An 11,919-nucleotide genomic window follows, 5' to 3' on the forward strand; every position below is an offset into this window, starting at 1 on the left:
AATGACTAAATGACTGAAAATACAGATTCTTGCGCCTGCAAACAGCTTTGGCAGCATTATAGTGAAACGGTTTTTCTGCCACATCAGCCTCTTCCGGACTGGCAAAAGGCAGGTATTATCACCGCCTGCAATCCTAAGGGGAAACTGCTTAACACCGAACACAATAAGGCACTAAATGAAAGGCTTCGCAGCCACCTCTGTCAGTGCAATCTGCCTTTTGCTGAATTGACCGGCACGAACCCTGAGCTTAGTCATCAGGAGCACAGTCTGCTAATTAATTGCACGAAAAGTCAGGCACATAGTCTGGCAAAGGCGTTCGCGCAGAATGCCTTTTACTGGATTGAGAACAACCAGCTATACCTTTGCCCCTGCCTGCTAAAGGATCAGCCTGAAAAACACCTGGCCCGCTTTTCTGAGCGCTTAATCCATAGGTAGGCAATGTTGGTACAAGGCCTGATAATTGAGTGCGGCATCGTACCAGGTAAAGCGATGACGCATGCCCCGTTGCTGCATGGCGATAAATTCCTGCGGATACTCATGATAAAACAGCAACGCGCGACGGACGCAATTGAGCAATGCGGAGCTGTCGGGGGCCTCGAACATAAAACCCGTCGCCTGATCGGGCAGCATCTGTAAATCCAGAACCGTATCGCGAAGGCCACCCACTGCGCGCACTATCGGAATCGTGCCATACGCCAGGCTATACATCTGGTTCAATCCACAGGGTTCAAATAACGACGGCATCAGAAAAAAGTCACTGCCCGCTTCGAGTAAATGCGCCATACGGGTACTGAAGTCATTGCGGAACACCAGCTTGTCTGGATGTTGTGATGCGTTGAATTCGAGCACATCACTGATCACCGGATCCCCTGTGCCGATCACCAGCAACTGTACATTATGTTGCAACAGCTGGCTGAGCACCGGCAGTATATAACCAAACCCTTTTTGCTCAGTCAGCCGGCACAGCATACCGACTAACGGTATATTGTCATTGACCGGCAAACCGACTTCTTCCTGCAGAGCCGCCTTACAGGCAGCCTTACCCTTAATGGATTCAGAGTTATAGGTTTTGGGCAGAAACTTATCTGTAGCCGGATCCCACTGCTGATAATCACAGCCGTTGAGTATACCGCTCACATCGTTAGCCCGAAGCTGAAAATCCTGGTACAAATTGTGTGAACCCAGAGGAGTAAGCAGTTCACGGGCATAGTTAGGGCTTACTGCATTGATCTTGTCAGCGTAACGCAGCCCCATACGCAAATAATTAAGATTCCCGTGGCTGTCAATTTGCGACGCCAGCTCCGCGTAGGGACGAATAAAAGGGATGTCAGAAAACTTGTGAATACCCTGGTAAGCCCCGTTGTGGATCGTATAGAGAGTGCGGCTGCGGGCAAAAAATTCGCTCTTGTCCTGCTTAACAAAGAATGGGCACAGGGCAGTATGCCAGTCGTTACAATGAATCACATCGGGCTGGAAGTTGATCGCTTTAGCCGTTTGCAGTGCAGCTGCAGAGAAAAAGGCAAAACGCTCTGCATTGTCTCCGAAGGCCTCATACCCATCTGAATACAAGCCGTTGCGATGAAAATACTCAGGGTAGTCAACGCAGTATACCGGCACAGACTCCAGTTTCAGGCGCTTGATATTAAAGCAGTACTCTTTATCCCCCGACAGCAGTTTTTGCGGCTCGGTAAGGTTATCCAGAGCGAATTTCTCAGCCAGTTGCCGGTAGTAGGGCTTAACAATTCTGACATCGTGGCCCAAAGCACGTAGCGCAATTGGCAAGGATTTAGCCACATCGGCCAACCCACCGGTCTTTGCGAGATCTTCCACTTCAGAAACCACAAAAAGTATTTTCATTCAAAGCCAACCTTCATGTCTTTCGGGATCACCACCACCCCCTGCTCAGTTACCGTCAGCCCGCGTGCTTTGTCCTGGACAGGATTCACACCAAGTTCGGTACCGGGAGCAATACTTACACCCTTATCAGTAATCACCCGATTCAGAAAACAACCGGCTCCAATATGAGATTTACTGAGGATAACGCATTCATTGAGCCTTGAGCCAGCACCAAGATAAGTATTAAACCCCAAAACTGAACGTTCTACTCTCGCGCCCACCACTTTGCTGCCTGAAGATACAATGGAATTAAGGATTGTAGAGTGATTACCCTGCTCATCAGCCAGAATTCTGGCGGGTGGAACCGGGGGATGGTAGCTACGCAGCGGCCATTTCTCATTGTTTAGTTCAAACGGCGGTTTGCAGGCCAGTAAATCCATGTGCGCCTGCCAATAGGAATCCAGCGTACCCACATCACGCCAGTAGTGACCACTGTTGTCCTCTCCGGGAATCTTATTCTGAGTAAAGTCGTAAACGTAAACCGGCTTATCACGGTACAACCGGGGAATAATATCGCGACCAAAATCATGACCGGAAAGCTTGTCCTGGGCATCATTATGCAAAGCCTTGAACAACACCCCGGTGTCAAAAACGTAGTTGCCCATGGAAACCAACGCCATTGTCGGATCATCTGGCAGGGCCCGGGGATTCTCCGGCTTCTCTTCAAAACCAACCATGCGATATTCATCATCCACTTCGATCACACCAAAACGGCTGGCTTGCCCGATGGGAACCCGGGTCGCACAAACTGTCAGCGCCGCGGAGCGCTTTTCGTGGTAACGGATCACCTGTCTCACTTCCATCTTGTAGATATGGTCGCTACCGAAGATACATACATTATCCGGGTCGTGAATCTCAATCAGCTTGATGTTCTGATAGATGGCATCGGCAGTTCCTTCATACCAGCGCGCGCCCATTCGCATTTGCGCCGGTATCGCATCAATAAAATTACCGGTCAGGCCAGACAGATACCAGGCCTGGCGCAGATGAATATTCAAAGATTGAGACTTGAACTGAGTGAGCAGATAAATCTTAAGCAGATCAGAGTTTACGAAGTTATTCAGTACAAAATCCACCAGCCTTAACCCCCCGGCAAAGGGGACTGCCGGTTTAGTACGTGTCTGCGTTAAGGGAAACAAACGGGTACCGGCTCCACCGGCGAGGATCATGGCGAGGGTTCGTGACATAGGTTCTCCTGATACTGTATTGAATCATTGCGCGCCTTGAGCCCCCGTTGCAGAGACCAGGTATCAGCGAAGAGTATAGTCAACAGCGTCAGGTCGACAGCACTGAAATGCTGATCCGTATCAAAGATTAGTCCAATAAGATTAAAGGGAGCTCAATCCCTGAGCCGTGGCTTCCCTGAAAACTCCTGTTAACCGATTGTGCCGCGCTTTAGCTGCAGCCTCAGGTCAATACTCAGGCGGTTTGCGCCAGATAGCGCACTCGTAGCCCGGCGATTTGCTGTTGCTGAATATTCAGCTCTGCCACCAGCTTGTCGCGCTGAACTTCATGCTGATATCTGAATTCCGGCTCTTCAGCGATTAACTCATTACACAACTGAATGCCGGCCAATATGGTACGGATCCGATCTTTAATTGCTGCAATCGTCTCTGTGTGGCCATATCTGCAATTAATAGGGGTCACATTGGACATGGGTGTTACTCCTGACAAGGCCACAACTAGTGGTTACCTGAAAATAAATGCTATCGATACCACTGCGATAACAATATTGATGCCAATATCGAATCAGGGATTTTAACTCACTGTATTTATTGGATTTCCAAACTAATCCAGGAGGATGACAGAAGGATGTAACTGAGATGAAAGTTTAGTGAATGCGTCGCTGCAAGGCAGCAGAGCACTAAAATAGTGCGCTGCTACTTCGCCAGATAAAGCCTGAATTTACTTGACTCGGCGGCAACCTTTACCGCTTTGAAATTTTCCTGCAATATCGGTAAATAAGGAATAAAACCGTTGGCCACCAACTGCAGCACCGCCCCGGGTTGCAGGAATTTGGACAACTGACGGATAAACCCCAGAGTAACATCATAATCGGTATTTAAACCGGTATGAAAAGGGGGATTGGTATAGGCCGCAGCGAAACTGCCATCAATGGCGTTCAGACCATGAGATGGGATCACTGTTGCCTTAATCCCGTTGTTTGTGGCGCTCTTTTCGGCACAATACAAGGCCAGAGCGCTGACATCTGCCATCACCACCTCAGCCTGCGGGTTTTCCAGGCCCAGATAGCAACCAATCACTCCAGCACCACAACCAAAATCCAGAACGCGGCCCTTTGGCACCGGATGCAGGTTTTCCAACAACATACGGGTAGCCGGATCGAGACTGCCGGAGCTAAACACCCCTGGCAAAAATGCGATCGGATACTGGTGTTTGCCAACGTTAAGCGTTACCTCTTTCAGCCAGTTGTCTACGGCAAACTCAGGCAATGGCTTATCTGGCTGCATCCCGTATAACGCGCAGTGGCGTGCAGAATCGAGCTTTACACAATGTTCGCTATACGGAGCAAATAGCTTAGGTGCACTTTTTACCCCACCTTTGTTATCTCCGGCCAGCAGCATCTGCCCATCAGGCACCAGGCAATGCACCAGATTAGCAATCAGCATTTGCGCCTGCTCTTTGGCCTTGGGCATCATAATGACAATGCCGTCAAACGCTTGCTTGAGCGGGTAGCTCACACCAAAATGGTGTTTGTCAGCCTGCCCCTGCTCACACGCCTGAGTATAAATATCAAAGTACTGATGAAAACCACAGATATCCCCGTCCAGCTCCTGAAACACCTGTGCATCCTGGGGGTTAACCAGTAACCAGCGGCCAGTGAAGCGCTGACGATTACGTACTAATAACTGACTTACAGGGCTTAGCATCAGGCCTCCCGCTCAAACATCAGGTCCCAGACGCCATGGCCTAACCGCTGACCCCGTTGTTCAAACTTGGTTTCTGGCCTGAAATCTGGCCTCGGCACATAGTCTCCGCTTTCTGAGCGGTTAATAAAGCCGGGGGCTTCAGACATCACTTCAAGCATATGCTGTGCATAATTTTCCCAGTCTGTGGCCATATGCCAGACACCGCCAACCTGTAGTTTATGGCGTACCAGTTTAGCGAAGTCCGGTTGTACGATACGGCGTTTATGATGGCGTTTTTTGTGCCAGGGATCGGGGAAATACAATTGCAGACGGGCAAGACTGCCATCCGGAATACACTGCTCCAGTACTTCAACCGCATCTGCCTCCAGTACACGCAGGTTGGTCAGTTCAGCGGCTTCAGCATCCATCAGGCACGCACCGACACCCGGGCGGTGAACTTCAATGCCGATAAAATCCTTATCCCGTTCAGCGGCCGCCATCTGTACCAGTGACTTTCCCATACCGAAGCCAATCTCCAGCACCACAGGGGCGCTGCGACCAAACACCTCAGTAAGATTCAGCATACCCTGTTCCATGGTCAGGCCCATAGCTGCCCAGTTATTATCTATGGCGCGGGCCTGGCCTTGTGTCAGACGGCCTTCGCGCTTAACAAAACTGCGAATTTTACGGATGTACACGCCTTGTTTGGTGTCTGCCTGCTGTTCGGTCATGGTCTCTGGCACTCTTAAATCGGGTTTGGGTCGATAGCAAATGGGCGCGTATTATACATTGGCACCGGAGTGAAGCGAATATAATGCCTGTGCCAGGACACCCGGGCTCTCCAGTGGCGCCATATGGCCGCTATCAGCGAGTAAGATAAAGCGGCTACCGGGGATCTGTTGGTGCATCTGCTGCATTTTCTGCAGCGGGGCAACCTGATCAAACTCTGCGCTGATAAGGTTAATTTTCAGGCCACTGTTGGCCAGTGCAGCGGTCAGATCACCTCGCTCTGAGGCCGATTGCAGATGGTATTTAAGCACGCTGGAGCCCAAATCCTGCTCCATTTCCCGAATACTCTGTATGGCTTGCTGCGCATTGACACCATCAATGTTGACCATTTGTACCAAACGCGACTCAGGCATGGCTTTCAGCGGCCCTTTTTCCAGTGCCCGGATAACCAGTTGTCGGTGCTGTTTCTCTGCCGCAGTTAACCCGGCGCTACAAAAGCCAATCAAGGTCAGAGACGCGACTAATCGCGGATTAGCCAGCGCAAAACGACTGGCGATGTAGCCTCCCATAGAGAATCCAACAAGATGCACCCTGTCTCCGGCAACCGCATAGTCCGTCAGGCCGTCCATCTGCTCCAGGGTTTCGGCCCATTGCAATGGCACATAGCGCCGGTCAGACAAGGACATTTCCCGCCACAAGGGTAAAAACAGTCTTTCATCACATTGTGTGCCGGGGAGAAAAACGACGGGTTCCTGCATCTGACTGGTGCCTTTATTGGTTCAGGTAGTATCATATCAGTTCAATCCGCAGTAACCAGGACAAACCCACCCCGTGACAGCGTTTTCAGATAACATTCTGCAATGGTTCGATCAGCACGGACGCAAGGATCTCCCCTGGCAATTAAACAAGACTGCTTATTCTGTTTGGGTCTCAGAGATCATGCTGCAACAAACCCAGGTGAATACGGTGATCCCTTATTATCAGCGTTTTATGCAGCGCTTCCCTGACATTCGCCACCTAGCAGAAGCGCCACAGGATGACGTACTACATCACTGGACAGGGCTTGGATACTATGCCCGCGCCAGAAATATGCATAAGGCCGCACAGATAATTTGTGAGCAGTATCAGGGGCACTTCCCCGATACACTGGAACAGGTCGTGGCTCTGCCAGGTATCGGTCGTTCCACCGCAGGAGCGATTTTGTCTCTGGCCCTGAATCAGCACCACGCCATACTGGATGGAAATGTAAAACGGGTTCTGAGCCGCTATCGGACAATAGGTGGCTGGCCCGGCGAAAAAGCGGTGGAAAAACGTCTGTGGCAACTGGCGCAGGCACTGACACCGGCAACCCGGGTAGCCGACTACAATCAGGCGATGATGGATCTTGGTGCCAGCCTGTGCAGCCGCAGTAAGCCGGATTGTGACGCCTGCCCGGTAAACACCGAATGCAAAGCCAGACTCAGCAACCGGCAACATGAGTTCCCTGGCAGAAAACCACGTAAAACGCTGCCTGAGAAACACACTGTGATGCTGTTACCACAGTGGCAGGGACAGGTTCTGCTTTATAAAAGACCGCCTTCGGGACTATGGGGAGGCCTGTGGGGTTTCTATGAGGTGGATACCCCCCAACAGGTTGAGCCTATGGCTGATAAACTGAAACTGGGTGAATTTGAAACGCAGCAGCTCAATCCCTTTCGCCATACCTTCAGCCATTTTCATCTGCATATCCAGCCGCTGTTACTGCAACTTAAATCACCACCTGTGGCTGACGCTGTGCGAGAGGACCAACAGCTTTGGTACGATCTTAAGCAACCTGCCAATGTCGGACTGGCCGCGCCAACCAGCAAACTTTTTAGTACACTGACCAAAACCTCAGACCAACAAAATTAGGAACTGATCATGAGCCGCACCGTATTTTGCCAATACCTGAATAAAGAAGCCGAAGGGCTGGATTTCCAGCTCTATCCCGGTGAGCTGGGCAAGCGTATCTTTGACAATATCTCCAAGCAGGCCTGGGCCGAATGGCAAAAAAAACAGACCATGCTGATCAACGAGAAAAAGCTGAACATGATGGATGCTGAGCACCGCGCCTTGCTGGAGAAAGAAATGCAGGCATTCCTGTTTGAAGGCAAAGACGTAAAGATAGACGGCTATGTGCCACCAACACAAGACTGATTAAGCGACTCTGTTTCACCGACTTGAGTGCGCAGGATGATTCAGAGAAAGCGCATAACTGACCATAAGCGGAAATTTTCACCTTATTCTGCTTAATCCTTGCGCAAAGACACCAATTCTCTAAAAAAGAGGTTGACTTGAGCGGTGCAAATCCGTTTAATACGCACCCACAGCGCGCCCAGATAGCTCAGTCGGTAGAGCAGTGGATTGAAAATCCTCGTGTCGGTGGTTCGATTCCGCCTCTGGGCACCATTAATAAATAAAAAAAGCCCCGCTTGAAATACAGCGGGGCTTTTTTTATTTAAAACACTGCCAGACGCTCTCACGCGGCAAGCCGCGTTAGATTGCTCACTACATCCCTGTAGTTCGTCGCTTCGCGACCATCCTGCGGATGTCCCAAATGGTTCCAGACCATTTTGTCCGCCTCTTAGCATACTACTTTTCCTTTTGGGGGCTCAGAGCTGGATGAGAACCACCGCCTGGTTCGACAAAAATGCCGGGAGCATTTTGCCTACTTGACTCCCTGCTAATTACCGGTATTTTCTAGGTACTTATCCAATTAAAGAAAATTTATCTACATGGACAGTTTCGACAAGAAAATATTATTTGAATTACAACGTGATTGTTCAATATCACTGGCGCAGCTTTCTGAGCGTGTGGGGCTGAGTCAGACCCCATGCTGGCGACGCATACAACAGCTCGAGAAGCAGGGGGTGATCCGCAAGCGGGTAGCGTTACTTGACACCGAAGCGGTAAACCTTGGCCTGACGGTTTTTGTGCACCTGAAAACCAACCAGCATAACCCCGGGTGGCTGACCTCAGTGACCGATTTTGCCGAGCACGCTCCTGAAATTACCGAGTTTTATCGAATGAGCGGTGAAACCGACTACCTGCTTAAAGTATTAGTCCCGGACATGAAAGCCTATGACAACTTCTATAAGCGTTTGATCAGCCAGGCCGGATTTTCTGATGTCAGCTCCAGTTTCGCGATGGAGCAGATGAAGTATTCCACTGAGGTCCCATTGGACTATATTCACAAGTAAAGAGCACTCTTGGGAATGGTTTTCTAATTATTCTTTCATTGAAGAAGTTATTTCTAATTTTTCCTGGCCCGGTGCTGATTGAGTAAACTTTTTCTACGCCTGCACAGGCACAATAGCTGACATCTTCAGGCGACTAAGCGCTCTTATGAATCAGTTAACAGCTCACTTTCAAAAATTCAGAAATCACATCATTGGTCAGGACTTACAGCATAATATTGGCGGAAAGATTACCCCTGTATTGTATGCAGACTGGACAGCCAGTGGTCGGCTGTATGCCCCCATTGAAGAATATCTGACTCATCACATCGGGCCCTATGTGGCCAATACCCATACCCAGACGAATCTGACCGGCTCAACGATGACCCAGCTTTATCATCAGGCTCAGCAGGTCATAAAAAGGCATGTCAATGCAGACGACAACGATGCCCTGATCTGCGCCGGCTCCGGCATGACCACGGTGATTAATAAACTGCAGCGAATGATGGGGCTAAGAGCATCCGAGGGTGCCCAGCCACCGCTCAGCGAAGAGCAAAAACCTGTGGTATTTGTTACACATATGGAGCACCACTCCAATCAAACCACCTGGAATACCTGTCAGGTTACCGTAGAAATTGTGAACCGGGGTGCCGATGGTAAGCCCAGCGAAACACATCTTGCTGCACTGTTACGCCAGTATCGCGATCGGCCGTTAAAAATCGGCTCCTTTACCGCCTGCAGCAATGTGACCGGAATCAAAACCTCATACCATACATTGGCAAAAATCATGCACCGTCATGGCGGGATTTGCCTGGTAGATTTTGCCTGTTCCGCGCCCTATGTTGACATCGACATGCACCCCGAGGATCCGGAAGAAAAGCTGGACGCTGTCTTCTTCTCTCCGCATAAATTCCTGGGGGGCCCCGGCAGTAGCGGCGTGCTGGTATTTGATAAACAACTCTATGCCAGTACCTACCCTGACCAGCCAGGCGGCGGCACTGTTACCTGGACTAACCCCTGGGGGCAACAGGGTTTTTACAACGATATTGAAATCAGAGAGGATGGTGGCACTCCGGGTTTTCTGCAGGTGATTAAAGTGGCGCTGGCAATTCAGTTAAAAGAAGCCCTGGGCACATCACAGATGATACAAAGAGAAGCTCAGCTTACCAGAATACTGATGCGTGGCTTATCTGCCATTCCCGGCGTTTATCTGCTGGAGGAAAAAATCAGAGACAGGCTTTGTATCGTGTCCTTTTATGCACCCGGCCTGCATTACAACCTGATTGTCAGGCTTCTGAATGACAAATTCGGCATCCAGGTTCGCGGTGGGTGCAGTTGTGCCGGAACCTACGGCCATATTCTGCTGAATGTAGACAAGCAACAGTCTGCCGACATTACCGGTAAAATCGATCAGGGTGATCTGACAGAAAAGCCAGGTTGGGTCAGGATCTCACTACATCCGATCAATACAGATGACGAAGCCCGGTTTATTGTCGATGCAGTGGCCCGGGTTATTGAGAATGCCACAGACTGGGCCAGGGACTATCAGTTTGATCCGCACCTCGGGGATTTCATTGGTAAACAGCCCACAAGTTTGCCATCACTGACTGATTTCTCGCCGCTTCCGGCTGAGCCTGAAAGCCACAACACACAAAACAGCCCCACAGACCCGGCAAAGATAAACCAATGGTTAAAGCGATTGATGGCTGGGCTGAGTGAACGGAATCCCTCCTGAAATAACTTAGCGCCATATTTTTGTCTTCTTTTTCAGGCACATAAATTGCTACATCTGTTGCGCATAGGAGCAGGTAGTGGAATCTGTACTGGAATTTGGAGCAAAAATGAAGAAGATTGCGGCAACAATGGCTTTACTGACCCCCTTTGCCGGGTCTGTGGCGGAGGAATCTGTTCAGGAATATGCCGGTAAAGTGACCGACCTGATGATCACTAAAACCGGCAGTGTTTTGGTAGGGGTAAACCAGGATGACGACAATATATTGCTGTGTCAGGAAGGAAGCTGGCCGCTGATATTTCAGTCCGGCTCGCCGGTAGGGCAGAACTGGCTCGACTTTCTGATGCTGGCAAGAAATACAAACCAGAAAATCCGTGTCGGCTATGTACCGGATAATAGTGCCAGGTGTGAAGTAGAGTATGTGGCGGCGACCGCCGCCGATGGCTATGGTGATGGCTCCGATCCTATTGGCGGAGAAGGTGACAAACTGATTGAAACCGGTGTGTACGGCAATATCGCCATGATTGGCAGTAATGGACTTACACAGGCCAGCTATACCGCCAGCGGTTACTACCGCGACGATGTTCCGGCTGCCGCGTTCGATGGCCATACCTGGTCTGGCAAAGTCAATGAAGATGCCGGAGAGAAGATCAACCGCGGTTTGTGGTTGCTGCCAGTGGAACAGGGTATGGACGCCTGGATCCAGGTGAACTTTGGTCAGAAAGCAAAAATTTCCGGCATGCGTATCACACTCAACGAAAAAGCCTCTCAATTGGGCCGGGGGCCACGGGATGTGGTGGTACAGGTTTCCAATGATGGCGAGAACTTTGTCGATCACGAGTCATTCCGGCTGTCGAACATTGCCGATCAAACCGGTAATTTTAATTCCGCTGTTGAAGCAAAATATCTACGCCTGCAGATTCTCAACAATTTCGGTGATGGTAAATATATTGAGATAGACGAACTGGAGCTATACCAGAAACAGGGTTAACGCCTTCGTAAAGGTCAGGTCGGTATGCTTCACCAGTAACCGACCTGATGCACTGTTAGTGTGGTTGGTCAAAGTGCAAATATTGGTACTTTGTGTATTGTGTACATATAGTGAGTGTCTGCAATCTGTATAAGGAAACGACCATGCAAAAAGTCACCGGCATTGGCGAAATGCCAGTCAGTTAAGCTGACTGGCATTTTTATACCTTTTCATACCTTCCAGCAAACTAGATAGTTTGGCTGTCCCTGCAGGTATGACACACCATCCCTGGTGTGCCAGTGACTTTTGCATTGGGCATCCCTGCCCAATGCCTTTCAGGCCAGCTAAAGCTGTCCAATTTGGTTCCCGACCAAATTGTCTTTGCTCGTGCAAAGAAAAGTAACCAAAAGAAAGCACGCCCCTAACGCCACACAAAGTCCTTCCATGGCGAAAGCCGGTCGCGGAGATTCACGTCCGAAGTTCAGTCTCCGCTTAATTTTCATCCTGTGAAAATTATCCGCCTTTTAC

The 11,919-nt window shown here is 50.0% G+C and carries 12 protein-coding genes and 1 tRNA gene; 7 read left to right on the forward strand and 6 right to left on the reverse strand.

From position 1 onward, the window contains the following. The first annotated feature begins 9 nt into the window (after nucleotides 1-9). Nucleotides 10-435, forward strand: a complete 426-nt coding sequence (locus tag CDA54_RS04180) for a DUF3293 domain-containing protein (protein WP_099033755.1) — start codon at nucleotides 10-12, stop codon at nucleotides 433-435. Here the strand turns inward: CDA54_RS04180 and glgA are convergent. From glgA to CDA54_RS04210, 6 genes are all read right to left on the reverse strand, one after another. Beyond that, nucleotides 421-1,857 (reverse strand): glycogen synthase GlgA, encoded by a 1,437-nt coding sequence (gene glgA / locus CDA54_RS04185; protein ID WP_099033756.1) that lies wholly within the window; start codon nucleotides 1,855-1,857, stop codon nucleotides 421-423. The genes CDA54_RS04180 and glgA overlap by 15 nt on opposite strands. Further along, the gene (glgC, locus tag CDA54_RS04190) at nucleotides 1,854-3,083 is read right to left on the reverse strand and encodes a glucose-1-phosphate adenylyltransferase (RefSeq protein WP_099033757.1); all 1,230 of its coding nucleotides are present in this window, start codon (nucleotides 3,081-3,083) and stop codon (nucleotides 1,854-1,856) included. Before glgC ends, glgA begins: the two co-directional genes overlap by 4 nt. Nucleotides 3,084-3,315: 232 nt before the next feature. Continuing rightward, complete coding sequence (locus tag CDA54_RS04195) at nucleotides 3,316-3,552, reverse strand: hypothetical protein (RefSeq protein WP_099033758.1); 237 nt, start codon at nucleotides 3,550-3,552, stop codon at nucleotides 3,316-3,318. Nucleotides 3,553-3,776: 224 nt separating this feature from the next. Further along, nucleotides 3,777-4,787, reverse strand: a complete 1,011-nt coding sequence (locus CDA54_RS04200) for a methyltransferase (RefSeq protein ID WP_099033759.1) — start codon at nucleotides 4,785-4,787, stop codon at nucleotides 3,777-3,779. Continuing rightward, nucleotides 4,787-5,497, reverse strand: a complete 711-nt coding sequence (trmB, locus tag CDA54_RS04205; RefSeq protein WP_099033760.1) for a tRNA (guanosine(46)-N7)-methyltransferase TrmB — start codon at nucleotides 5,495-5,497, stop codon at nucleotides 4,787-4,789. The genes CDA54_RS04200 and trmB overlap by 1 nt, the downstream gene beginning before the upstream one ends. 51 nt (nucleotides 5,498-5,548) lie before the next feature. Further along, entirely contained in the window at nucleotides 5,549-6,253 is a 705-nt protein-coding gene (locus tag CDA54_RS04210) for an alpha/beta fold hydrolase (RefSeq protein ID WP_099033761.1), read from the reverse strand. Nucleotides 6,254-6,326: 73 nt separating this feature from the next. Between CDA54_RS04210 and mutY the strand changes: the two genes are divergently transcribed. The 6 genes from mutY to CDA54_RS04240 all read left to right on the forward strand — a co-directional run bounded on the left by mutY (nucleotide 6,327) and on the right by CDA54_RS04240 (nucleotide 11,412). After that, nucleotides 6,327-7,385 (forward strand): A/G-specific adenine glycosylase, encoded by a 1,059-nt coding sequence (gene mutY / locus CDA54_RS04215; RefSeq protein WP_099033762.1) that lies wholly within the window; start codon nucleotides 6,327-6,329, stop codon nucleotides 7,383-7,385. 9 nt (nucleotides 7,386-7,394) lie between these two features. After that, nucleotides 7,395-7,670: an oxidative damage protection protein gene (locus CDA54_RS04220; protein ID WP_099033763.1), complete on the forward strand. Its 276-nt coding sequence runs from the start codon at nucleotides 7,395-7,397 to the stop codon at nucleotides 7,668-7,670. Nucleotides 7,671-7,846: 176 nt separating this feature from the next. Further along, a tRNA-Phe gene (locus CDA54_RS04225) sits at nucleotides 7,847-7,922 on the forward strand. 326 nt (nucleotides 7,923-8,248) lie between these two features. Further along, entirely contained in the window at nucleotides 8,249-8,713 is a 465-nt protein-coding gene (locus CDA54_RS04230; protein ID WP_099033764.1) for an Lrp/AsnC family transcriptional regulator, read from the forward strand. Between the two features lie 145 nt (nucleotides 8,714-8,858). After that, nucleotides 8,859-10,424 carry an aminotransferase class V-fold PLP-dependent enzyme gene (locus CDA54_RS04235; protein WP_099033765.1) on the forward strand — a complete coding sequence of 522 codons (1,566 nt, stop codon included), beginning with the start codon at nucleotides 8,859-8,861 and terminating at the stop codon, nucleotides 10,422-10,424. Nucleotides 10,425-10,500: 76 nt separating this feature from the next. Continuing rightward, the gene (locus CDA54_RS04240; protein WP_099033766.1) at nucleotides 10,501-11,412 is read left to right on the forward strand and encodes a discoidin domain-containing protein; all 912 of its coding nucleotides are present in this window, start codon (nucleotides 10,501-10,503) and stop codon (nucleotides 11,410-11,412) included. The last annotated feature ends 507 nt before the right edge of the window (nucleotides 11,413-11,919 follow it).

It is taken from the genome of Lacimicrobium alkaliphilum (assembly GCF_002591895.1).
Taxonomy (GTDB): Bacteria; Pseudomonadota; Gammaproteobacteria; order Enterobacterales; family Alteromonadaceae; genus Lacimicrobium; species Lacimicrobium alkaliphilum.